22 protein-coding genes, 1 other RNA gene and 1 riboswitch are annotated in these 22,848 nt (G+C 72.1%); of the genes, 20 read left to right on the top strand and 3 right to left on the bottom strand.

All coding sequences use genetic code 11. The features are described from left to right. Positions 1 to 107: 107 nt before the first annotated feature. Positions 108 to 276, top strand: a riboswitch (FMN riboswitch). Positions 277 to 371: 95 nt separating this feature from the next. From WQ56_RS02065 to thiL, 5 genes are read left to right on the top strand one after another with little or no spacing between them, the layout of a single operon-like run. Then, complete coding sequence (locus WQ56_RS02065; RefSeq protein ID WP_047135418.1) at positions 372 to 989, top strand: riboflavin synthase; 618 nt, start codon at positions 372 to 374, stop codon at positions 987 to 989. Beyond that, positions 986 to 2,086, top strand: a complete 1,101-nt coding sequence (gene ribB, locus WQ56_RS02060; protein WP_047135417.1) for a 3,4-dihydroxy-2-butanone-4-phosphate synthase — start codon at positions 986 to 988, stop codon at positions 2,084 to 2,086. Before WQ56_RS02065 ends, ribB begins: the two co-directional genes overlap by 4 nt. Positions 2,087 to 2,126: 40 nt before the next feature. Then, positions 2,127 to 2,594 carry a 6,7-dimethyl-8-ribityllumazine synthase gene (gene ribH / locus WQ56_RS02055; RefSeq protein WP_047135416.1) on the top strand — a complete coding sequence of 156 codons (468 nt, stop codon included), beginning with the start codon at positions 2,127 to 2,129 and terminating at the stop codon, positions 2,592 to 2,594. After that, complete coding sequence (gene nusB, locus WQ56_RS02050) at positions 2,591 to 3,055, top strand: transcription antitermination factor NusB (protein WP_047135415.1); 465 nt, start codon at positions 2,591 to 2,593, stop codon at positions 3,053 to 3,055. Before ribH ends, nusB begins: the two co-directional genes overlap by 4 nt. 14 nt (positions 3,056 to 3,069) lie before the next feature. Further along, positions 3,070 to 4,026 (top strand): thiamine-phosphate kinase, encoded by a 957-nt coding sequence (gene thiL, locus WQ56_RS02045; protein WP_047135414.1) that lies wholly within the window; start codon positions 3,070 to 3,072, stop codon positions 4,024 to 4,026. 1 nt (position 4,027) lies between these two features. Here the strand turns inward: thiL and WQ56_RS02040 are convergent, their stop codons facing one another. The 3 genes from WQ56_RS02040 to WQ56_RS02030 form a co-directional block, all read right to left on the bottom strand. After that, the gene (locus tag WQ56_RS02040) at positions 4,028 to 4,585 is read right to left on the bottom strand and encodes a TlpA disulfide reductase family protein (protein WP_052772771.1); all 558 of its coding nucleotides are present in this window, start codon (positions 4,583 to 4,585) and stop codon (positions 4,028 to 4,030) included. Between the two features lie 215 nt (positions 4,586 to 4,800). Further along, positions 4,801 to 5,181, bottom strand: a complete 381-nt coding sequence (locus WQ56_RS02035; RefSeq protein ID WP_047135624.1) for a YraN family protein — start codon at positions 5,179 to 5,181, stop codon at positions 4,801 to 4,803. Further along, complete coding sequence (locus WQ56_RS02030) at positions 5,178 to 6,410, bottom strand: penicillin-binding protein activator (protein ID WP_052772770.1); 1,233 nt, start codon at positions 6,408 to 6,410, stop codon at positions 5,178 to 5,180. Before WQ56_RS02030 ends, WQ56_RS02035 begins: the two co-directional genes overlap by 4 nt. 55 nt (positions 6,411 to 6,465) lie before the next feature. Between WQ56_RS02030 and rsmI the strand changes: the two genes are divergently transcribed. From rsmI to ftsA, 15 genes are all read left to right on the top strand, one after another. After that, entirely contained in the window at positions 6,466 to 7,323 is an 858-nt protein-coding gene (rsmI, locus tag WQ56_RS02025) for a 16S rRNA (cytidine(1402)-2'-O)-methyltransferase (RefSeq protein ID WP_047135413.1), read from the top strand. Between the two features lie 38 nt (positions 7,324 to 7,361). Further along, positions 7,362 to 8,231, top strand: coding sequence for an alpha/beta hydrolase (locus WQ56_RS02020; RefSeq protein WP_156170204.1), 870 nt, complete (start codon positions 7,362 to 7,364; stop codon positions 8,229 to 8,231). 119 nt (positions 8,232 to 8,350) lie between these two features. Further along, positions 8,351 to 8,729: RNase P RNA component class A (gene rnpB, locus WQ56_RS17565), an RNA gene on the top strand. Between the two features lie 802 nt (positions 8,730 to 9,531). After that, a complete protein-coding gene (locus WQ56_RS02015; protein WP_047135412.1) occupies positions 9,532 to 9,981 on the top strand; it encodes a division/cell wall cluster transcriptional repressor MraZ in 450 nt (149 codons plus the stop codon). Continuing rightward, entirely contained in the window at positions 9,978 to 10,955 is a 978-nt protein-coding gene (rsmH, locus tag WQ56_RS02010) for a 16S rRNA (cytosine(1402)-N(4))-methyltransferase RsmH (RefSeq protein WP_047135411.1), read from the top strand. The genes WQ56_RS02015 and rsmH overlap by 4 nt, the downstream gene beginning before the upstream one ends. A 2-nt stretch (positions 10,956 to 10,957) precedes the next feature. After that, complete coding sequence (gene ftsL / locus WQ56_RS02005; RefSeq protein WP_156170270.1) at positions 10,958 to 11,221, top strand: cell division protein FtsL; 264 nt, start codon at positions 10,958 to 10,960, stop codon at positions 11,219 to 11,221. Further along, positions 11,218 to 13,059 (top strand): penicillin-binding protein 2, encoded by a 1,842-nt coding sequence (locus WQ56_RS02000; protein WP_052772768.1) that lies wholly within the window; start codon positions 11,218 to 11,220, stop codon positions 13,057 to 13,059. The genes ftsL and WQ56_RS02000 overlap by 4 nt, the downstream gene beginning before the upstream one ends. Next, positions 13,056 to 14,570: a UDP-N-acetylmuramoyl-L-alanyl-D-glutamate--2,6-diaminopimelate ligase gene (locus WQ56_RS01995; protein WP_047135409.1), complete on the top strand. Its 1,515-nt coding sequence runs from the start codon at positions 13,056 to 13,058 to the stop codon at positions 14,568 to 14,570. The genes WQ56_RS02000 and WQ56_RS01995 overlap by 4 nt, the downstream gene beginning before the upstream one ends. After that, positions 14,567 to 15,976, top strand: coding sequence for a UDP-N-acetylmuramoyl-tripeptide--D-alanyl-D-alanine ligase (gene murF / locus WQ56_RS01990; protein ID WP_047135408.1), 1,410 nt, complete (start codon positions 14,567 to 14,569; stop codon positions 15,974 to 15,976). Before WQ56_RS01995 ends, murF begins: the two co-directional genes overlap by 4 nt. Then, the gene (mraY, locus tag WQ56_RS01985) at positions 15,966 to 17,051 is read left to right on the top strand and encodes a phospho-N-acetylmuramoyl-pentapeptide-transferase (protein WP_047135407.1); all 1,086 of its coding nucleotides are present in this window, start codon (positions 15,966 to 15,968) and stop codon (positions 17,049 to 17,051) included. The genes murF and mraY overlap by 11 nt, the downstream gene beginning before the upstream one ends. After that, positions 17,051 to 18,397 (top strand): putative lipid II flippase FtsW, encoded by a 1,347-nt coding sequence (gene ftsW, locus WQ56_RS01980; RefSeq protein ID WP_047135406.1) that lies wholly within the window; start codon positions 17,051 to 17,053, stop codon positions 18,395 to 18,397. The genes mraY and ftsW overlap by 1 nt, the downstream gene beginning before the upstream one ends. Further along, a complete protein-coding gene (gene murC / locus WQ56_RS01975) occupies positions 18,394 to 19,842 on the top strand; it encodes a UDP-N-acetylmuramate--L-alanine ligase (RefSeq protein WP_047135405.1) in 1,449 nt (482 codons plus the stop codon). The genes ftsW and murC overlap by 4 nt, the downstream gene beginning before the upstream one ends. Then, positions 19,839 to 20,798: a D-alanine--D-alanine ligase gene (locus WQ56_RS01970; RefSeq protein ID WP_047135404.1), complete on the top strand. Its 960-nt coding sequence runs from the start codon at positions 19,839 to 19,841 to the stop codon at positions 20,796 to 20,798. Before murC ends, WQ56_RS01970 begins: the two co-directional genes overlap by 4 nt. Further along, positions 20,795 to 21,610 (top strand): cell division protein FtsQ/DivIB, encoded by an 816-nt coding sequence (locus WQ56_RS01965; protein WP_047135403.1) that lies wholly within the window; start codon positions 20,795 to 20,797, stop codon positions 21,608 to 21,610. Before WQ56_RS01970 ends, WQ56_RS01965 begins: the two co-directional genes overlap by 4 nt. Next, complete coding sequence (ftsA, locus tag WQ56_RS01960; protein WP_047135402.1) at positions 21,607 to 22,842, top strand: cell division protein FtsA; 1,236 nt, start codon at positions 21,607 to 21,609, stop codon at positions 22,840 to 22,842. Before WQ56_RS01965 ends, ftsA begins: the two co-directional genes overlap by 4 nt. The last annotated feature ends 6 nt before the right edge of the window (positions 22,843 to 22,848 follow it).

Below are 22,848 nucleotides of genomic sequence, written 5' to 3'. Positions count from 1 at the left end.
GCCTTGGGACGTTCGCCGTGGCCGCAATGAAGCGTCCCGCCGCCGGGGCCGAAGGCATGGGGGCGGCGCTGCTAGAATGCCCGTGCCGGCCCGTCCGGCAACCAATCGAATGTCTTCAGGGCGGGGTGGAAGTCCCCACCGGCGGTAGGCGCGGCGACGCGCGAGCCCGCGAGCGCTGCCGGCGGCGTGCGAGATCCTCGCATCGGCCCTGGCAGGTCAGCAGACCCGGTCGAAGTCCGGGGCCGACGGTCACAGTCCGGATGCGAGAAGACGACGCCATGCGCGGCCTTGTGGCCGTGCACGCTGTCGCGTCCCGGACCGTTCCCATTCGGCACACCGTGCGGGCGATCCGCGCGGACGGAGGCAGCGACATGTTCACCGGATTGATCGAGGGCGTCGGACGCCTGGTTTCCAACGAGGCGCGCGGTGGCGACGCGCGGCTGCGCATCGCGGTCGGTACGCTGCCGTTCGCCGATGTCGTGCAGGGCGAGAGCATCGCGGTCAACGGCGTCTGCCTGACCGTGGTGGCGTTCGACGACGCGCATTTCGAAGCCGACGCCTCCACCGAAACCCTGGCGTTGACCACGCTCGGCGCGCTGGCCACGGACCGCCCGCTGAACCTCGAACGCGCGATGCGCCCGACCGACCGGCTCGGCGGGCACCTGGTCAGCGGCCACGTCGACGGCGTCGGCCGGGTGGCCTCGGTGCACGACGACGCCCGTGCGCAGCGCTGGCGCTTCGAGGCGCCGGCGGCGCTGCTGCGCTACATCGCGCACAAGGGCTCGATCTGCGTCGACGGCGTCAGCTTGACGGTCAACGCGGTCGATGCCGACGGCTTCGAGGTCGCGCTGGTGCCGCACACCGTCGCGCACACCGCGTTCGGCGCGACCGCGGTCGGCGATGCGGTCAATCTCGAGGTGGACCTGGTCGCGCGCTACGTCGAGCGCCTGCTCGCCAGCGGCGTTGTGCCGGCGGGGGTGCGCGCATGAACTTCGCCCCGATTCCCGAACTGCTGGAGGAGATCCGCGCCGGGCGGATGGTCGTGGTCGTCGACGACGAGGACCGCGAGAACGAGGGCGACCTGATCATGGCGGCCGAGCTGGTCCGGCCGGCCGACATCAACTTCATGGTCACCCACGGCCGCGGCTTGGTCTGCCTGCCGCTGACCGCCGACCGCGCCGCCCAGCTGGGCCTGGCGCCGATGGTGCGGGCCAATACCGCGCAGTTCCAGACCAACTTCACGGTCAGCATCGAAGCGGCCGAAGGCGTGACCACCGGCATCTCCGCACACGACCGCGCCCACACGATCCGCACCGCGGTGCGGCCCGACGCCCGGCCCGACGACCTGCACCAGCCCGGCCACATCTTTCCGCTGATCGCCCAGCCCGGCGGCGTGCTGACCCGCGCCGGCCACACCGAGGCCGGCGTGGACCTGGCGATGCTGGCCGGACTGGCGCCGGCCGGCGTGCTGGTCGAGATCCTCAACCCCGACGGCAGCATGGCGCGCCGCCCCGAACTGGAGGCGTTCGCGCGCGAGCACGGGCTGAAGATGGGCTCGATCGCCGACCTGATCGCGTACCGCCTCAGCACCGAGCGCACCGTCGAGCGCATCGACGAGCGCGACATCGAGACCGAGTTCGGTCCGTTCCGGCTGGTGACCTACCGCGACCGGATCGCGCACGAACTGCACTTCGCGCTGGTGTGCGGCACGCCCGACGCGGCGACCCCGACGCTGGTCCGCGTGCAGGTCGAGAACCCGCTGGCCGACCTGCTGCACTGGCGCCGCGACGATTTCGGCGTCGCCGCGACCGACGCACTCCGCGCGATCGCGGCCGAGGGGCAGGGCGTGATGGTGGTGCTGTCGGCGCCGCGCGATGCCGACGGCCTGCTGGCGCGGCTGCGGCAGGAGCCGGTCGTGCGCCCGCCGGGCAAGGACAAGGACGTCGGGCAATGGCGGCGCAACGGCGCCGGCGCGCAGATCCTCGCCGATCTCGGCCTGGGCCGGCTGCGCGTGCTGGGCACGCCGCGCCGCCAGATCGGCCTGGCCGGCTACGGGCTGGAAGTCGTGGAGTCCGTTCCGGCATGACGCGCGGTAAACTGGCCGGCCTGAGCGAGGCCCCATGCCCATGAGCCACATCGAAGGCGACCTGCGCGCCCCCGCCGGCGCGCGCTACGCGATCGTCGCCAGCCGCTGGAACCCCAGGATCACCGATGCGCTGGTCGCCGGCGCGCGCAAGGCGTTCGCCGACCACGGCGTCGCCGAGGACGCGGTCGACGTCGTGCGCGTGCCCGGTGCCTGGGAGATCCCGCTGGCGTGCGCGCGCATCGCCGCGGCCGGCGGCCATGCCGCGCTGCTGGCGCTGGGCTGCGTGGTGCGCGGCGACACCCGGCACTACGAGCAGGTCGCCGACGGCTGCAGCGATGCGCTGATGCGCGTCGCGCTCGATGCCGGCGTGCCCGTGGCCAACGGCGTGCTCGCGGTCGAGGATTACGGCGACGCCGAGAAGCGGGCCGGCGGCAGCCACGGCAACAAGGGCGAGGAGGCGGCGCTGGTCGCCATCGAGATGAGCAACCTGCTGGACAAGATCGGATGACCCAGACCCGCAAACCCCAAGGCGTCGACCCGGTGCTGCGCTCGCGCGCGCGCCGCCGCGCGCTGCAGGCCGTCTACGCGATGCAGATGTCGGGCGCGCAGGCACGCGAGATCGTCGCGCAGTTCGCGCACGAGCAGGCCAAGGAGGTCGCCGACCTGGCGTACTTCGAGGACCTGGTGCACGGCGTGGGCAGTCGTTACCGCGAGCTCGACGCCGCGCTGGCGCCGTTCCTGGACCGCGAGATCGACGAGGTCGACCCGATCGAGCGCGCGATGCTGCGCATCGCCGCCTACGAGCTGCAGCATCGCGTCGACGTGCCCTACCGCGTGGTGATCGACGAGGCGCTGCGCACCGTCAAGCGCTTCGGCTCCGAGCACGGCCACACCTACGTCAACGGCGTGCTCGACCGGGCCGCCGCGCAGTGGCGCGCGCCCGAGGTCGGGGCGCTGCGCGGCCGCTGACCGCACCTGTCGCGGTGGCCGGCGAGTTCGCGCTGATCGACCGCATCCGCGCCCGCGTGGTGCGGCGCGACGACGTGGTGCTGGGCATCGGCGACGATGCCGCGTTGCTGCAGCCCGCAGCGGGCGAGCAGCTCGTCGTGGCGATGGACACGCTCAACGTCGACGTGCACTTTCCCGGCGATACCGCGCCTGCCGACATCGGCTGGAAGGCACTGGCGGTCAATCTGTCGGATCTGGCGGCGATGGGCGCCAGGCCCGCGTGGTGCACGTTGTCGCTGTCGCTGCCGGCCCCCGACGCCGGCTGGGTCGACGCCTTTCTCGACGGCTTCGACGCGCTGGCGCGCCCGCATGCGGTCGCGCTGGTCGGCGGCGACACCACGCGCGGGCCGTTGTCGGTCTGCGTCGCGGTGCACGGCTTCGTCGCGCCCGGGCGTGCGTTGCGGCGCGACCGCGCGCAGGTCGGCGACGATGTCTGGGTCAGCGGCACGCTGGGCGATGCGGCCGCAGCGCTCGCGCAATGGACCGCGGGGGGCGCACGCGACGCCGCGTTGCGACGCCGCCTCGATCGCCCCGAGCCCCGACTCGCGCTCGGCCAGGCACTGGCGGCGCACGCGCATGCCGCGATCGACGTTTCCGACGGCCTGCTGGCCGACCTCGGCCATGTCTGCCGGGCGAGTGGCGTGGGCGCGCAGATCGATGTCGATGCGCTGCCGGCCTCCGAGGCGCTGCGCCGCGCGGCCGCCGACGCTGGACAGCGTCGAGTGCTGCAGGCCGCGGGCGGCGACGACTACGAACTGTGCTTCACCGCGCCCCAGCATGCGCGCGCCGCGATCGACGAGATCGCGCGGGCCAGCGGCACCCCGGCAATCCGGATCGGGCGGATCGTGGCCGGCGACGGCGTCGTCGCGACCACCGGCGATGGCACCGCCTGGACGCCGGCGCGGGCCGGCTGGGACCACTTTGCCGGCTGAGTCAGCGCGACGCGTTATTCGATGCCGGACGCGTTCGTACGTCCTCGGGCAGCAGGCTGAGCACTTCGTCGATGATGCCGGGCAGGGACTGTTCGCTGTAGCCGCGATGCGTGAAGGCCACGCGTCCGTCGCGGTCGAGCATGAACATGTGCGGCAACGTGCGCACGCCGTAGAGATCGCTGATGTCGCCGCGCGCATCGTGCACCCAGGTCAGGTCGATATCGCGGTTCCTGCGAACCACGTCGGTGAACTCGCGGCGGGGCTCCTTGTAGTTGATCGCGACGACCTCGAGCGCGTCGCGACCGACCACGCGCTGGAACTGGCCCAGCACCGGCAGCTCCTTGCGGCAGGGCGGGCACCAGGAGGCCCAGAAGGTCACGATCACGACTTTTCCGCGCAGCGCGGCGAGGTCGACCTCGCGGCCCGCGCGGTCCTTGCCGAGCAGTGGCGGCGGCAGGCTGCCTACCGCGGGCGGTGTCGCGTCCTGCGCGGACGCGGTGCCCATCGATGCAGTGAGCAGCAGGCAGGCCAGCACGCAGCTGGCGATCGATCGCGTCATCCCTGAATCCCCTGTGGTTCCCCGCGCCAATCTTCGCATGCACCCGCCTGGCGCGCATCGACAGCAGACGCAGTAGCAAACCGCAGCCGTAGGAGTGCGCTCGCGCGCGAAGGGCTTTCTCGGTAAAGCGCTTTCGCGCGCGAGCGCGCTCCTACGGATCTGGGCTTGTGTGCTCGCGCGCCTGTGGATGGCATCCGCGTGCCGCGGGCAGATGCTCAGTCGTCGGCGCGGAATGCGTCCTCGATCCAGCGCAGCGTCGGCGCCGCCGCGTCGCCGCTGGTCTCGACCACGTCGAAGCGGCAGGGCAGGTCGCGCAGTCGCGGCTGGCGGGACAGGAACAGCTGCGCCGCCAGCACGATCCGGCGCCGCTTGCCGGCATCGACCGAGGCCGCGCCGCCGCCGAAGCGCTGGCTGCGCCGATGACGCACCTCGACGAACACGATCGTGGGCGCAGGCCCGCGCGCGTCGCGCATGACCAGGTCGAGTTCGCCGCCGCGGTAGCCGACGTTGGCGGCCAGCAGCGTCAGGCCTGCCGCCTGCAGGTGGGCCAGCGCCGCGCGCTCGGCGGCCTGGCCGTCGCTGCGGCGATCGCTCAACCGCCGGCGTCCGCCTGCGCGACGATCCGGCCGCCGCGCCAGGTCGCCCACGCCGGCTGGCGCACGACCTGGCCGCCGGGGCCGATGCGCAACATGCCGGTCGCACCGCCGACGGCGGCCTCGGCGTTGCGGCTCAGGTGCTCGAGATAGCCGCTCAGCAGCCAGGCGTCGAAGCCGAACGCGAACAGCCGCGCGGCGCCGCCGCGGGCGGTCGGCAGGTCGCGGGCGATCGTCGCCTGCGGCGGCAGCGAACGCGCGCTGGCGCCGGTGGACCAGCCTTCGGTCGGGAACACGATGCCGTCGAGGATCTGGTCCTCCTCCGGCTTGCCGGTCCCGGCGGTCAGCTGCGAGGTGCCCAGGCGCGGCCGACTGCCGAGCCCGGCGACCGACAGCTGCGGGGCGATCGCGCGCGCCTGGTTGCCGCGGATCGCGAGGAACACCGCGTCCACGCCGGCCTCGGCGGTCACCGCGTTTCGCAGCGCTGGGGTCTGGTCGACCGGCGTGTCGCCGACCACGGCGATCGTGCCGACGATGCTGCCGCCGGCCTGGGTCAGCCGCGCGCGCAGCGCGTCGACGCTGCGCCGCGCATTGTCGTCGCCGCTGCTGAGCACCAGCACGTTGCGCGCGTTGCGCGCCAGAAGGTACTGCGCGGCCGCGTCGCCTTCGTCCTCGGGCGCCAGCGAGAACGCCGCCGAGTTCTCGGGCGGCGTCGCCACGCCGCGGTTCAGGGCCAGCAGCGGCACCGCCGGCGCGGCCTGCAGGACCGCGTCGACCTCGTCGCGGCCCAGCGGCCCGACGATCTGGTCGGCGCCCTCGGCGATCGCCCGCGCGTACGCGCCCGCGGCGCCGGCCGGCGTGCCGGCGGTGTCGTAGAACGCCAGCTCGGGCCGCGTGCGGCGCTCGCCGTAGTAGCCGGCCAGCAGGCCGTCGCGGACCGGCGCGGCAGCGGTTGCCAGCGCGCCGCTCATCGGCAGCAGCACCGCCAGCTTGCGTGGCGGGCGGTAGCCGTCGGACTCGGCGGCCGGGCGGGCGTCGTCGAACTGCCAGCGCTCGGGCTCGGCCGGTGCGACGTCGCCGGGGCCCGGGCCGGTCGTGCCGGTCGTCCGCACGGTCGCGCAGCCGGCGACCAGCGCCGCCAGGGCGACGGCCAGCATCGGGCGCGTCGCGCTGCCGGGACGGGAGGCGCGCTGGCCCGTGCGCGCGGTCGAGGCCTGTGCCGTTGCTGTCATGTCGCGGTTCCGCTGCGGGATAATGGCCGCATTCTAGCGTTCCGCCGTGGAGACGATGACTGCATCCGCCCGCCCCACGCCCGCGCCGGGCATCCTGCACGTCGTCGCCACGCCGATCGGCAACCTGGGCGACCTGTCGCCGCGCGCGCAGCAGGTCCTGCGCACGGTCGACGCGATCTGCGCCGAGGACACGCGGCACACCCGCCAGCTGCTCGGTCATTTCGGCATCGAGCGGCCGCTGGTCGCGCTGCACGAGCACAACGAGGACGGGCTCGCTGCGCGCCTGGTCGAGCGCCTGCGCAGCGGCGAGACGCTGGCGCTGGTCAGCGACGCCGGCACGCCGCTGGTCAGCGATCCGGGGTTCCGGCTGGTGGCGGCCGCGCGCGCGGCCGGCCTGCGCGTCTCGCCGGTGCCCGGCGCCAGTGCGCTGATCGCCGCGTTGAGCGTCGCCGGGCTGCCCAGCGACCGGTTCGTGTTCGAGGGCTTCCTGCCGGCGAAGGCCAGCGCGCGGCGCGACCGGCTGCAGGCGCTCGCCGCCGAGCCGCGGACGCTGCTGTTCTACGAGTCCTCGCACCGGATCGACGCGATGCTCGCCGATGCGGTCGACGCGTTCGGCCCCGCGCGGCGGGCGGTCGTCGCGCGAGAACTGACCAAGCTGTTCGAGACCGTGCTCGACGGCGACCTGGCAACCTTGCACGCGCGCGTCGTCGCCGACGCCGACCAGCGCAAGGGCGAGTTCGTCGTGCTCGTCGAAGGTGCGCCGGCGTCCGAGGATGCGGCGCTGGCGGAAGGGCGGCGGCTCTACGCCGCGCTCGCGCCGCACCTGCCACCGTCGACCGCGGCCAAGGTCGCGGCCGAGCTCAGCGGTGCGCCGCGCAAGGCGCTCTACGGCCAGGGAACTCCCGGCGCCTGACCGGGTCGAAGGGCATCCAGTGCAAGGATGCTGTTTGCATGTCCCGACCCCTACGCCGTCTGGCGGCCGTCATGTGCTGTCTCGTGCTGGCCGGTTGCGCCTTCCGCGTGCAGGAATCGCATCTCGTCCGGCCGATGCCGGCGCCGCCCACCGACCTGGCCGCGCTGCGCGCTGCGACCCCTGCGTATACCGCCACCGAGGCGCGGATCCCGACGCCCGACGGCGCCTCGCTGTACCAGTTGCGGCTGCAGCGCCCCGATGCCCGGGCGACGGTGCTGTACTTCGGCGGCAATGGCTATCGCATCGGATTGCATGCCGGGCATTCGCTTCGCGCCTATGACGCATTGCCGGTGGATCTGGTGCTGGTCGACCACCGCGGTTACGGCGGCAGCACCGGCACGCCGACGATCGCCGCGCTGCAGGCCGATGCCCTGCAGGTCTACGACGCGTTGCGCGCGGAGACCGCGGCGGCCGGCCGAGCGCTGATCGTGCACGGCCAGTCGCTGGGCAGCTTCCTCGCCGGCCATGTCGCCGATGCGCGCACGCTCGATGGGCTGGTGCTCGAGAGTTCGATGACCACGACCGAGGACTGGGCTGCCGCGATGCGCGCGCGCTCGGGCTTCTGGACGCGGCTGGCGGTGCGCCGCTTCGACATCGCACCGGCATTGCAGCAGGCCGGCAATCTCGAGATCGCCCGGCGGCTGGACGAGCCGGTGCTGTTCGTCGTCGGCGAACGCGACGTCGTCACCGCGCCGCGGTTCACGCAAGCGCTCTACGACGCGGCGCCGCTGCCGGCGTCCGACAGGCGCCTGCTCGTGGTGCCCGGCCGCGGTCACAACGACGCGTCGGTCTCGCCGCAGTTCCACGAGGCGCTGCTCGCGTTGCTGGATCGCATCGAGCGAGGTTGAGGCGACCGGTCACCCGATGGCGCGTGTGGCCTCGTCGCGCAGGGACCGCATGGCCTCGGCGATCGTCGACGGGGCCGATGCTGCCACGCCCGGGTCGGCGTGCGACAATGCGCGCCGGCGGAGTCGGCCGGACAGTCGCGTCGTCGGCCTCCATTTCGGTGGAGACCGGCGCCGAGGAAAGTCCGGGCTCCACAGGGCACGGTGCCAGGTAACGCCTGGGCGGCGCGAGTCGACGGAAAGTGCAACAGAAAGATACCGCCAGCGGCCCGGTCGTCTCCGGACGGCCGGGTGCGGGCAAGGGTGAAATGGTGCGGTAAGAGCGCACCGCGAGCCTGGTAACAGGCCGGCACGGCAAACCCCACCGGGAGCAAGACCAAATAGGGACCTCATGACGCGGCCCGCGTCGGGTCCGGGTAGGTTGCTCGAGCGTATCGGTGACGATGCGCCTAGAGGAATGACTGTCCACGACAGAACCCGGCTTACAGGCCGGCTCCGCCACCAAAACACCAGCGGCATCCGAAGTACTGTTCTCGATGTACCGATTGGCTCCCGCAGCCGGTCCCCAATGGCGCGATCGCCCGTCCCCGCGCTGTGGAGCCTTGCGCCTTTCATGGATGGAAGGAAACGGCATAGGGGCGACGACGCGGCAATCCCGCGACCGTCTGCCCCATCCCGGCCCTCCCTGCGCGCGCGGGGGAGGGAGCTCACGACGAGCGAGGCAATCAAGCCCGCGCGCCGGCCCTCCTTCGCGCGCGGGGACGTTGTCAGGGGACGGGGCGTCTCTCGGTGCAAGCAAGCGGACGACCTCCCCCGCGGCGGCGGGCGCCGGCGCGCGCGGCGCACCGGGTGGGGCGAGCCGCCGGTGGTTCAACGCGCGCTGCACGTCGAAAGAAGTGGATAGCGGAGCCGCCGCGCCCGCCGCGTCGATCCCGCAACTGTCCACCCGCTCGGTGTCGGCGGTTGCGAAGCGCCGCGCGTCAACCCGTCGCAGCCAGCCATCTGCGGTCGTCATGCTGCATCGCAACATGACGATACCGTAAAGGCCGCGTGACGGTGACGTTCAGGTCCAAAAGTGACGCATTCTCAAAATTTGAGACGAAACAGACGCTTGTGGATAAAGCTTGAACAAGTCTCTGAAGAGTGCCGCAAGTCATTGAGCAGACAGGCGAAAACGACCCGACAAAGCTGTTGACAACCCGTGGGCGCGCTCCTAAGGTGGCGGCACGTGGGAAAACCGGGAGTTTGGTGGTTTTCCAGCGCACAAGCCCGCCGCAGACGGGCGCCACCGGGTAGGACGGACGTGTTCCAGGGCGAAACCGCCATCACCATCGACGACAAGGGCCGACTGGCGATTCCGACCGCCTATCGGGACGTCGTCGCGCGTGAGTGCGACAACCGCCTGGTGCTGACCTACAACCCGTTCGACGCCGGCAGCCTCTATCTCTACCCGTACGCGGTGTGGGAAGGCGTCCGCGACAAGATCAACGCGTTGCCGCGCACCCGGTCCACCAACCGCACGCTCCAGCTCAAGCTGGTCGGCGCGGCCATGGTCGTCGAGCCGGACGGCAACGGTCGCATCGGCATCCCCGCCAGCCAGCGCAACACCGTGGGCATCGAGCGCAAGGCGGTGCTGGTGGGCATGGGGGACAAGTTCGAACTCTGGAGCGAGCAGGCGCACCAGGCCCAGATCCGGCAGACGCTCAGCGACGCGGACATGGACGGTGACGACCTGGTCGGACTGCAGTTGTGACGGGCGGTGGTGCGGATGCCCCGTCCGGCCACCTCCCGGTGTTGTATGCGCAAGTCCTCGAGGGCCTGCGCGTACGTGAAGACGGGCGGTACCTGGACGGCACGTTCGGACGCGGCGGTCATGCCGGCGGCGTCCTCGAACGCCTTGGCCCCGGAGGTCGACTGCTGCTGATGGACAAGGATCCCGACGCGATCGCAGTGGCCCAGGCGCGCTTCGGCGCCGACGTGCGCGTGTCGATCCGGCGCGGCAGCTTCGCTGCGCTGTCCGACTGGGACGCCGTGACGCAGGCCCCGCTCGACGGCGTGCTGTTCGACCTGGGCGTGTCGTCGCCGCAACTCGACGTCGCCGACCGCGGCTTCAGCTTCGGCAAGGACGGCCCGCTGGACATGCGCATGGACCCGGACGCGGACGAGAGCGCCGCGCAGTGGCTCGCGCATGCCGCCGAGGCGGAGATCGCCGACGTGCTGTGGACCTACGGCGAGGAGCGCATGAGCCGGCGGATCGCGCGGGCGATCGTCGCCCGTCGCGCGCAGGCGCCGTTCGAGCGCACCGCCGACCTGGCGGCCGTCATCGCCGCGAACGTGCCGCGCGGCAAGCCGCAGCGCGGCCAGCGCGAGACCCACCCGGCGACGCGGTCGTTCCAGGCGATCCGGATCCACGTCAACCGCGAACTGGCCGATCTCGAGGCGGGCCTGGACGCCGCCCTCGATGCGCTCGCGCCGGGCGGGCGCCTGGCGGTGATCAGCTTCCACTCGCTCGAGGACCGCATCGTCAAGCGCTTCATCGCGCGCCACGCCAAGGCGCCGGCCGGCAACCGCCGCCTGCCCGAGGCGCAGGCCTTCGTGCCGGCGCTGCGCATCGTCGCCGATGCGACCAAGGCCGACGAGGCCGAGTTGCGGGACAACCCGCGCGCGCGCAGCGCGGTGCTGCGCGTGGCCGAGAAACTGCCGGCCGCGCACGGGGAGGCCGCATGAAGCTGCGCCATCTCTTCGTCGCGATCCTGCTGGCCGCCAACGTGATCACCGCGATCGGCGTGGTGCACGCGCGCCACGACTACCGCCAGCTCTACATCCAGCTGACCCGGCTCGAGCGCGCGCGCGACGAGCTCAACGTCGACTTCGGCCGCCTGCAGCTCGAGCAGGCGACGTGGGCGATGAGCAACCGCGTCGACCAGGTCGCGCGCGAGCGCCTGGGCATGCGCTTCCCCGAGACCGCCGAGATCGTGGTGGTGCGGCCATGAAGCTCGGCAGGTTCATCAAGGCCGGCGACGGCCACGCCAAGAAGCCGCGCAAGCGCGCGCAGTTCGACCTGCGCCTGCGCCTGATGCTGGTCGGCGGCGCGCTGGGCCTGGGCGCGGTGGCGCTGGTCGGCCGGGCGGTCGACCTGCAGCTGATCGACAACGCGTTCTACCAGCAGAAGGCCGACGCGCGCTTCCGCCGCGAGGTGCCGATCCCGGCCTCGCGCGGCATGATCACCGACCGCAACGGCGAGCCGCTGGCGATCTCCTCGCCGGTCGAATCGCTGTGGGCGAACCCGCAGGAGTTGAGCAAGCACCCCGACCGGCTGCCCGAGCTGGCGCAGGCGACCGGGCTGTCGCTCGACGAGCTCGCGCGTGCGGTCTCGCAACGCGCCGACAAGGAGTTCATGTACATCCCGCGCCACCGCCGGATCAGCCCGGTCGTGGCCAAGCGCGTGCTCGACCTCGGCGTGCCGGGGGTGTTCTCGCAGCGCGAGTACCGCCGCTTCTACCCGCAGGGCGAGGCGGTCTCGCACGTGCTGGGCTTCACCAACATCGACGACCGCGGGCAGGAAGGCATCGAGCTGGCGTTCGACGACTGGCTGGCCGGCAAGCCGGGCGCGCAGAACGTGATCCGCGACCGGCACGGCCGCATTGTCGAGCACGTGAACCTGGTCCGTGCCGCCGAGCCGGGCAAGGACCTGGTGCTGAGCATCGACCGCCGCATCCAGTTCCTCGCGCATCGCGAGCTGCGTCGCGCGATCGAGGAGACCGGCGCCGCCGCCGGGTCGATCGTGGTGCTGGAGGTGGCGACCGGCGAGGTGCTGGCGATGGCCAACCTGCCGACCTACAACAACAACCGCGTGACCGGCGAGAACCGCGATGCGCACCGCAACCGTGCGGTGACCGACCTGCTCGAGCCGGGCTCGACGATGAAGCCGATCACCGTGGCGGCCGCGCTGGAGAAGGGCGTGATCACGCCGACCACCACGTTCAACACCAGCCCGGGCTGGATCGCGAACGGGCGGTTCAAGACCAGCGATTTCCGCAACTACGGCGTGCTCGACACCACCGGCATCATCACCAAGAGCTCGAACGTGGGCTCGTCGATGATCGTGCACAAGCTCGACGACCGCTACTTCTACGACTTCATCCGCAACATGGGCTACGGCCGCAGCACCGGCAGCGGCTTCCCCGGCGAAGCGGCGGGCCTGCTGCCCGATCCGTCACGGTGGTCGGGCACCGACAAGCAGGTGATGTCCTACGGCTACGGCATGTCGGTCACGCCGATGCAGATCGCGCACGCCTACGCCACGCTCGGCAACCACGGTCGCGCGCTGCCGCCGACGTTCGTCAAGGGCAACACCGGCGAGCCGCGCCAGGTGCTGTCGGCGAAGGTCGCCGACGAGGTCGTGCGGATGATGCAGACCGTGACCGAACCCGGCGGCACCGGCACGCGCGCGGCGATCCTGGGCTACCACGTCGCCGGCAAGTCGGGCACCGCCCGCAAGGCCAGCGGTGGCGGCTACGCGCGCCGCTACTTCGCGTTCTTCGCCGGGCTGGTGCCGGTGAACGATCCGCGCTTCGCGATGGCCGTGGTCATCGACGATCCGGACACGTCCAAGGGCGGGTCCACCTATGGCGGCGGCTACGTGTCCGCGCCGGTGTTCCAGCGGGTCATGGACGGCGCACTGCGCCTGATGGACGTGCCGCCCGACGACATCGAGACCTGGCTGGCCGCGCAGGCGGCCAACGAGGCCAAGCTCGCCCGCCAGCAGGGTCGTGCGCCGGCGGCGCCGGGCGCGGCGAGCGTGCCGGCCGCCACGGGAGCGCCGCGATGAGCCGCGCGATGGCCCTGTCCGAGCTGCTGCCCGACGTCGCCGCGGTGCCGGCCGATACCGTGATCACCGGCCTGGTGCAGGACAGCCGCGCGCTGCGCCCGGGCGATGCGTTCGTCGCGATCGGCGGTTTCGGCACGCACGGCCTGCATTTCGCCGCCCGGGCCAAGGCCGCCGGTGCCAGCGCGGTGCTGTTCGAGCCGCCGGTCCCGGCCGAGATCGAAACGCTGCCCGCCGACGCGATCGCGGTGGCGGGCCTGCGCGATCGCATGGGCGCGATGGCCGACGCCTTCCACGGCGCGCCCTCGCGTGCGATGACGATGGTCGGCGTCACCGGCACCAGCGGCAAGACCTCGACTGTGCAGTTGCTGGCGCAGGCGCTGGAGGCCTCGGGCACGCGCGCCGGCACGATCGGCACGCTCGGCGCCGGCCTGCACGGTGCGGTCGAGCCGACCGGCTTCACGACACCGCTGGTGCTGCAGACCCACGCGCTGCTCGCGCAGCTGCGCGACGATGGCGCGCGCGCGGTGGCGATGGAGGTCAGCTCGCACGCGCTCGACCAGGGCCGCGTCGACGCGGTGCACTTCGACGTCGCGGTGTTCACCAACCTCACCCGCGACCACCTCGACTACCACGGCGACATGGCCGGCTACGGCGCGGCCAAGGCGAAGCTGTTCGCGCGCCCCGGCCTGCAGGCCGCGGTGATCAACGTCGACGACGCGTTCGGCGCCACGCTGCCCGCGCGCCTCGAGGCCGGGGTGCGCGCGATCCGCGTCAGCGCCGCAGCTGCCGCCGAGGCCGACATCGCCGCGCACGACGTCGCGCTCGATGCCGACGGCATCGCGTTCTCTCTGCACATCGGCGGCGAACGGCTGCCGGTGCGCTCGCCGCTGCTGGGCCGCTTCAACGTCGACAACCTGCTCGTCGTGGCCGGCGTGCTCGCCGCGCTCGGCCAAGCGCCGGCGCAGATCGTGCGCACGCTCGGCGCATTGCAGCCGATCGCCGGCCGCATGAACCGCTTCGGCGGCGGGCAGGCGCAGCCGCTGGTCGTCGTCGACTACTCGCACAAGCCCGACCCGCTGCAGCAGGCGCTGCAGTCGCTGCGGGGCCACCTGCGCGGCCGGCTGACCTGCGTGTTCGGCTGCGGCGGCGAGCGCGACACCGGCAAGCGCGCGCAGATGGCGGCGATTGCCGAGGCGCACGCCGACCGGGTGATCGTCACCGACGACAATCCGCGCCGCGAGAACGGCGATGCGATCGTCGCCGACATCGTCGCCGGCTTCGCGCAGCCTGACGCCGTCCGCGTGGAGCGTGACCGCGGCCGCGCCATCGCGCAGGCGATCGCCGAAGCCGCGCCGGGCGACATCGTGCTGGTCGCCGGCAAGGGCCACGAGCCCTACCAGGAGATCGACGGCGTGCAGCATCCGTTCGACGACCGGCTGGTCGCGCAGGCGGCGCTGGCCGCGCGCGGGCCGCACGGCGACGCCCCGGCCGGCGCGGAGGACGCCCGATGACGCCGCTGTCGCTCGCCCGCATCGCCGGCTTCGTCAATGGCCGCCTGCACGGCGCCGACGGCGCGCCGCTTATCGAGGCCGTCGTGACCGACACCCGCCGGATCGACGCCGAAGACCCGCGCGCGCAGCTGTTCGTCGCGCTGCGCGGCGACAATTTCGACGGCCATGCGCACGTTGCGCGCGCCGCCGAGCTGGGCGTGCGCGCCGCGCTCGTCGCCCGGCCCCTGGACGTGGCGCTGCCGCAGGTCGTCGTCGCCGATCCGCAGGCCGCGCTGGGCGCCCTGGCCGGGGCGGTCCAGCGCGCGCGCCCCGCGCAGGTGGTCGCGATCACCGGCAGCAACGGCAAGACCAGCGTCAAGCAGCTGGCCGCGGCGATCCTCGCCCGGCATGCCGCGACCTGCTTCAACCCCGGCAACCTCAACAACGAGATCGGCCTGCCGTTGTCGATCCTCGACGCGCCCGAGGACGCGGCGTTCGCCGTCTACGAGATGGGGGCCGGCAAGCCGGGCGACATCGCCTATCTGACCGCGATCGCGCGTCCGCGCATCGCGCTGGTCAACAACGTCGCGCCGGCGCACATGGAGCGCATGGGCAGCCTACTGGGCATCGCCGACACCAAGGCCGCGGTCTACGACGCGCTGCCGGCCGACGGCACCGCGGTGATCAACGCCGACGACGCGTTCGCGCCGTATTTCGCGCAGCGCGCGCACGGCCGCCGCCTGCTGCGTTTCGGCATCGACGCCACCGCCGACGTGGCCGCCCGCGACCTTCGCCCGGACGAAACGGGCACGCGCTTCGTGCTGGCGACCCCGGCCGGCGAGGTCGAGCTCGCGCTGCCGCTGGCCGGCCGCCACAACGTGCGCAACGCGCTGGCCGCCGCGTCGATCGCGCTGGCCGCCGGCGTGCCGCTGGCGACGATCGCCGACGCGCTGGCGGCCGCCGAGGCGGTCCAGGGCCGGCTGGCCCGCCACCGCCTGGCCGGCGGGGCGACGCTGGTGGACGACAGCTACAACGCCAACCCCGGCTCGCTGCACGCCGCGATCGACACGCTGGCGGTCGCGAAGGGCGAGCGCTGGCTGGTGCTCGGCGACATGCGCGAGCTCGGCGCCGACGGCGCGGCGATGCACGCCCAGGCCGGCGCGCGCGCCAGGGCGGCCGGCATCGCCCGGCTCTATGCGCTGGGCCCGCTGAGCGCGGAGGCGGTGGCCGCCTTCGGCGACGGCGCCCGCCACTTCGAATCCCACGCCGCCCTCGCGGCGGCCCTCGTCCGCGACATGGAGGCGGCGGACCCGCGCACCAATCCCCAACCCCCCGTCACGGTCCTGGTCAAGGGATCGCGGGGCAGCGCGATGGACCGGACGGTCGCCGCGCTGCTCGACGCGCAAGGAACCCACGATGCTGCTTGAACTCGCCCGCTGGCTGCAGGGGTTCGAGGACTTCTTCGGTCTGTTCGAATACCTCACCTTCCGCGGCATCCTGGCGGCGCTGACCTCGCTGTCGCTGTCGCTGTGGCTGGGCCCGGCGGTGATCCGCAAGCTGGCGCAGTACAAGGGTGGCCAGCCGATCCGCCAGGACGGTCCGCAGACGCATTTCTCCAAGGCCGGCACGCCGACGATGGGCGGGGCGCTGATCCTGATCACCGTGCTGGCGGCGGTGCTGCTGTGGGGCGACCTGCGCAACAAGTACGTGTGGCTGGTGATGGGGGTGATGGTCGCCTTCGGCGCGATCGGCTGGTACGACGACTGGATCAAGATCGTGCACCGCGATCCCAACGGCCTCAAATCCCGCTGGAAGTACCTGCTGCAGTCGGTGTTCGGCCTGGCGGCCGGCCTGTACCTGTATCTGTACGCGGACGTGCCGGCCGCGACCACGTTCTACCTGCCGCTGTTCAAGTCGATCGCGTTGCCGCTGGCGGGCATCAGCTTCGTGGCGATCGCGTACTTCTGGATCGTCGGCTTCTCCAACGCGGTCAACCTCACCGACGGCCTCGACGGACTGGCGATCATGCCGACCGTGCTGGTGGCCTGCGGCCTGGGCGTGTTCGCCTACGCCTCGGGCAACGCGGTGTTCTCCAACTACCTGCAGATCCCCCAGGTGCCCGGCGCGGGCGAGTTGGTGATCATCTGCGCGGCCATCGCCGGCGCGGGCCTGGGCTTCCTGTGGTTCAACACCTACCCGGCCATGGTGTTCATGGGCGATATCGGCGCGCTCGCGCTCGGCGCGGTGCTCGGCACGATGGCGGTCATCGTGCGCCAGGAGCTGGTGCTGGTGATCATGGGCGGCATCTTCGTCATCGAGACGCTGTCGGTGATGATCCAGGTGGCGAGCTTCAAGCTCACCGGCAAGCGCGTGTTCCGCATGGCGCCGATCCACCACCACTTCGAGCTCAAGGGCTGGCCCGAGCCGCGCGTGATCGTGCGCTTCTGGATCATCTCGGTGATCCTGGTCCTCGTCGGCCTCGCCACGTTGAAGGTGCGCTGATGGCCCGCGCCCACGACACCGCGACCCACGATGGCGCCGGCGCCCGCCAGGCGACCCGGCTCGACGAGATCCACGGCCGCTTCGACCCGTGGCTGGTGGGGATCATGGTCGCGATCGCGACGCTGGGCGTGATCATGGTCGCGTCGAGCTCGATCGCCGTGGGCGAGGACCTCGGGGTCGGCCGCTACTACTTCCTCAGCCGCCACTTCATGTTCATCGCGCTGGGCCTGGGACTGGCCACCGCGGTGCTGCGCAGCGAACTGAGGACGATCGAGAAGTACGACCGCTTCGTGCTGCTGGGCTGCGTGGGACTGCTGCTGCTGGTGTTCGTGCCGGGCCTGGGGCGTTCGGTCAACGGCGCGCACCGCTGGATCTGGCTGGGCATCTCCAACTTCCAGGTCGTCGAGGCGGTCAAGGTCATCTACATCGTCTGGCTGGCCAGCTACCTGGTGCGCTTCCGCGACGAGGTCAACGCCACGTGGGGCGCGATGCTCAAGCCGATCGGCGTGGCCGTGGTGCTGGTGGTGCTGCTGCTGCTGCAGCCCGACTTCGGCTCGTCGATGCTGCTGCTCGGCGTGACCGCCGGCATGCTGGTGCTCGGCGGCGGCCACCTCAAGCGCATGATGCTGCCGGTGCTGCTGCTGCTGCCGGCCGTGGTCGCGGTCGCGGTCATGGAGCCCTATCGGCTGCGCCGCATCACCTCGTTCATGAACCCCTGGGAAGACCAGCTCGGCGCCGGCTACCAGCTCAGCAACGCGTTGATGGCGGTCGGCCGCGGCGAATTCTCGGGCGTCGGCCTGGGCGCATCGGTGCAGAAACTGTCCTACCTGCCCGAGGCGCACACCGACTTCATCTTCTCGGTGCTGGCCGAGGAGCTGGGATTCCTGGGCGTGTGCCTGGTGGTCGGCCTGTTCGTCGCGCTGGTCGGGCGCGCGCTGTGGATCGGCCTGAAATGCGTGGAGATGCGCCGCCACTTCGCCGGCTACTGCGCGTTCGGCGTGGCGCTGATGGTCGGGCTGCAGAGCCTGGTCTCGATCGGCGTGAACCTCGGCCTGCTGCCGACCAAGGGCCTGACGCTGCCGCTGGTGTCCTCGGGCGGTTCCAGCGTGATGATGACCTGCGTGGCGTTCGGCCTGCTGCTGCGCGTGTCCTACGAACTCGACCGCGCCCAGCGCCAGGTCGCCCGGCTGCGCGGCGATGCCGTCGCGCCTGCGCCGGCACCGGCCGGCCCGATGCCGCCCACCACCCAACCGCCGCTGCCCGTGCCGCCGGCGACCGCGACGCGCGGCACCAGCCGCCTGCGCCAGCGCGTCGAGCCGAGCTTCGGCGGCAGGAGCCACGCATGATCCGTCGCCTGCACCAGACCCGCGGCCTGTCGAAGGAGGACTTCGCGAAGGTCTTCTCGCGCGTCCACTTCGTCGGCATCGGCGGCACCGGCATGAGCGGCATCGCAGAGGTGCTGGTGACGCTGGGCTACAAGGTCTCGGGCTCGGATACCGCCGACAGCGCGGCCACCCGGCGGCTCGCCCGCCTGGGCGCGACCGTGCACCGCGGGCACGCGGCGGCCAACGTGCTGGGCACCGACTGCATCGTGGTCTCGAGCGCGATCCGCGCCGACAACCCCGAGCTGATGGAGGCACGCGCGCAGCGCATCCCGATCGTGCCGCGCGCCGAGATGCTCGCCGAACTGATGCGCTTCCGCCGCGGCATCGCAGTCGCCGGCACCCACGGCAAGACCACGACGACGTCGCTGACCGCCAGCGTGCTCGCCGAGGGCGGCCTGGACCCGACGTTCGTCGTCGGCGGGCAGTTGCTCGCCGCGGGCGCCAACGCCCGCCTGGGCAGCGGCGACTGGCTGGTCGCCGAGGCCGACGAGAGCGACGGCAGCTTCCTGCGGCTCAATCCGCTGGTCGCGATCGTCACCAACATCGACGCCGACCACCTGGAGAACTACGGCGGCGACTTCGCGCGTGTCCAGGACGCGTTCACCGAGTTCCTGCACCGGCTGCCGTTCTACGGGCTGTCGGTGCTGTGCATCGACGATCCGGAAGTCGCCAAGCTCGCGCAGAGCGTGCCGCGGCACATGATGACCTACGGCCTGTCGGACGAGGCGGACGTACGCGCCGAGAACGTCCGCCAGGACGGCGCGTCGATGCAGTTCACGCTGTGCCTGCCCGAGAACGTGCGCGTCGAGGCCCGGCTGGCGCTGCCCGGCCGCCACAACGTGCTCAATGCGCTGGCCGCGGCCGCGGTGGGCTGGCAGCTCGGCGTCGCACCCGAGGCGATCGTCGCCGCGCTCGGCCGCTTCGAGGGCATCGGCCGCCGGTTCAACCTGCTCGGCGAGCTGGTCACGCCGACCGGCGCCCGGGTGCAGCTGGTCGACGACTACGGCCACCACCCGCGCGAGCTGGCCGCGGTGTTCGCCGCCGCGCGCGGCGGCTGGGAAGACCGGCGGCTCGTGGTCGCGTTCCAGCCCCATCGCTACAGCCGGACCCGCGCGCTGTTCGACGATTTCGCCGGCGTGCTGTCGGATGTCGACGCACTGGTGCTGACCGAGGTCTATCCGGCCGGCGAGACGCCGATCGCCGGGGCGGACGCCAAGACGCTGGCGCGCGCGATCCGCGCGCGCGGCCGCATCGAGCCGGTCGTCGTCAACGCCGCCGATGACCTGGTCGACGTGCTGCCGGACGTGCTGCGCGACGGCGACCTGCTGCTGATGATGGGCGCCGGCGACATCGGCGCGACCGTGCAGCGGCTGGTGCAGGACGGATTCGAGGCGGTGGCCGCATGAGCGCGTCCCTGTCGCCGCCGCGTTTCACCGATCCGGCCGTGTTCGGCCGCGTCGCCGTGCTGCTCGGCGGCCCGGGCTCGGAGCGCGAGGTCTCGCTGCAGTCGGGGCAGGGCGTGCTCGACGCGCTGCGCTCGCGCGGCGTCGACGCCCACCCGGTCGACGGCGTGCCGGCGCTCGCGCAGGCGATCGTGGCCGGCCGCTTCGACCGCGTGTTCAACATCCTGCACGGCGGCGACGGCGAGAACGGTGTCGTACAGGGCCTGCTCGACGCGTTCGGCGTGCCCTACACCGGCTCGGGCGTGCTCGGCTCGGCGCTGACGATGGACAAGATCCGCACCAAGCAGGTGTGGGCGAGTGCAGGATTGCCGACGCCGCGCTTCGTCCGGCTGCCGCCGGGCGCCGACCTCCATGCCGCGGCCGACACGCTGGGCTACCCGGTGTTCGTCAAGCCGGCCTGCGAAGGTTCCAGCGTCGGCGTGTTCCGCGTACTGGGCGAGGCCGACCTCGCGCCCGCAATCGCGTTCGCCGCCCGCTACGACGGCGAACTGCTCATGGAACAGATGGTGCGCGGCGACGAGCTGACCGTCGGTATCCTTGGCGACATCGCACTGCCGTCGATCCGGATCGTGCCGGCCGGCGAATGGTACGACTACCACGCCAAGTACATCGCCGACGACACCCAGTACCTGTGCCCCGGCCTGTCGCCGGACGAGGAAGCGCAGATCGGCGCGCTGTCGCTGGCCGCGTTCCGTGCCGCGGGCTGTGGCGGCTGGGGACGCGTGGATCTGATGCGCGACGTCGAACGCGGCTTCCAGCTGATCGAGGTCAACACCGCACCGGGCATGACCAGCCATTCGCTGGTGCCCAAGGCCGCCGCGCAACTGGGCATGGACTACGCCGCGCTGTGCTGGCGCGTGCTCGAGTCGACGCTCACCCCGGAGGCGGTCGCGCGATGAACCAGGCGTTCGCCACCACGGCGCGGATCCTGGCCTGGCTGCTGGCGCTGGCGCTGGTGGCGCTGCCGGTCGTCGCGGTGATGAAGGGCTGGATCGGTGCCGAGCGCTGGCCGCTGCGCGTGCTGCGCATCAACGACGGCCTGGAGCAGGTCGACGTGGCGCGCGTGCGCGAGACGGTGCTGCCGCACGCGCAGCGCGGCTTCTTCGCCGTGGATCTGGTGCAGGCGCAGCGTGATGTCTCACGGCTGCCGTGGGTGGCCGGCGTCGAAGTACGCAAGCGCTGGCCCGACGTGCTGGAAGTGCGCATCGGCGAGCACGTGCCGTTCGCGCGCTGGGGCGAGGGCCGCCTGCTGTCGACGCGCGGCCGGCTGTTCTCGGCCGAGGGCGTCGAAGTGCCCGGCGCGATGCCGCGCTTCGACGGTCCGGACGCCCGCGCCAACGAGGTCGTCGCGCTCTACAACGAGGCGCGCGAGCTGTTCCGCCCGTCCGGGTTCGAGATCGCAGGCGTCGTGCTCGATGCGCGCGGCAGCTGGCTGATCCGTCTGTCCAGCGGCACCGAGGTGCTGGTCGGTAGCCAGGAAGCCAAGCTGCGCCTCGCCCGCTTCGCGCGGATGCTGCCGCGGCTGGTCGCCAACCGCACCGAGCCGCTCGCCCGCGCCGACCTGCGCTACACGAATGGTTTCGCCCTGGTATGGGCGAAACCGGGATTGGGAATTGGGGATTCGGGATTGGAAACAGCCCTCCACTTGAGTCCGCCGCAGACCTTCCCCAATCCCCAATCCCCCATCCCGAATCCCGGCTCCAATACATGAACCGCAAAGGCGACAAGACGCTCATCGTCGGACTCGACATCGGCACCTCCAAGGTGGTGGCGCTGGTCGGCGAGTATTCGCCCGGCAATCCGATCGAGGTGATCGGCATCGGCAGCCACGAATCGCGCGGCCTCAAGCGCGGCGTGGTCGTGGACATCGAATCGACCGTGCAGTCGATCCAGCGCGCGGTCGAGGAGGCCGAGCTGATGGCCGGCTGCGAGATCCGCTCGGTCTACGCGTCGATCTCGGGTAACCACGTGCAGTGCCGCAACTCGCCGGGCATCGTGCCGATCCGCGACAACGAGGTGACCTGGGCGGACCTGGACCGCGTGCTCGACGCCGCCAAGGCGGTCGCGATCCCGGCCGACCAGAAGATCCTGCACGCGATCCCGCGCGAGTACGTGCTCGACGACTCGCAGGAAGGCATCCGCAACCCCGTCGGCATGACCGGCGTGCGCCTGGAGGTGCATGCGCACCTGGTGGTGTGCGCGCAGTCGGCCGCGGCCAACATCAGCAAGTGCGTGCAGCGCTGCGGCCTGCAGATCGACGACCTGATCCTCTCGTCGCTGGCCTCCAGCACCGCGGTGTTGACCTCCGATGAGCGCGAACTGGGCGTGGTGCTGGTGGACATGGGCGCGGGCACGACCGACCTTGCGGTGTTCGTGCAGGGCGCGATCTGCCACACCGCGTCGCTGCCGATCGCCGGCGACAAGGTCACCGAGGACATCGCGCACATGCTGCGCACGCCGACCCCGGAGGCCGAACAGATCAAGGTCCGCTACGCCTGCGCGCTGGCGCAGCTGGCGACCAGCGAGGAATCGATCCAGGTCCCCAGCGTCGGCGACCGGCCGCCGCGGCGGCTGCCGCGCCAGTCGCTGGCGCAGGCGGTGCAGGCGCGCTACGAGGAGATCTTCGAGATGGTGCAGGCCGAACTGCGCCGCTCGGGCTTCGAGCAGCACGTGCGCGCCGGCATGGTGCTCACCGGCGGCGCCGCGAAGATGGAAGGCGTCGTCGAGCTGGCCGAGGAAATGCTGCAGATGCCGGTGCGCGTGGGCATCCCGCAGCACGTCACCGGCCTGGGCGAGGTCGTCGGCAACCCGGTCCACGCCAGCGGCGTGGGCCTGCTGCTGATGGGCAGCCAGATCGAGCATCCGCGTCGTCCGGTGATCTCCGCCGGGCGCGCGGGCGGGCTGCTGAAGAAGCTCAAGACGTGGTTCAACGGCGAATTCTGATGAGGC

The sequence above is a fragment of the Luteimonas sp. FCS-9 genome (genome assembly GCF_001014645.1).
Lineage (GTDB): Bacteria > Pseudomonadota > Gammaproteobacteria > Xanthomonadales > Xanthomonadaceae > Luteimonas.
This window is presented reverse-complemented; position numbering and strand designations above follow the sequence as displayed.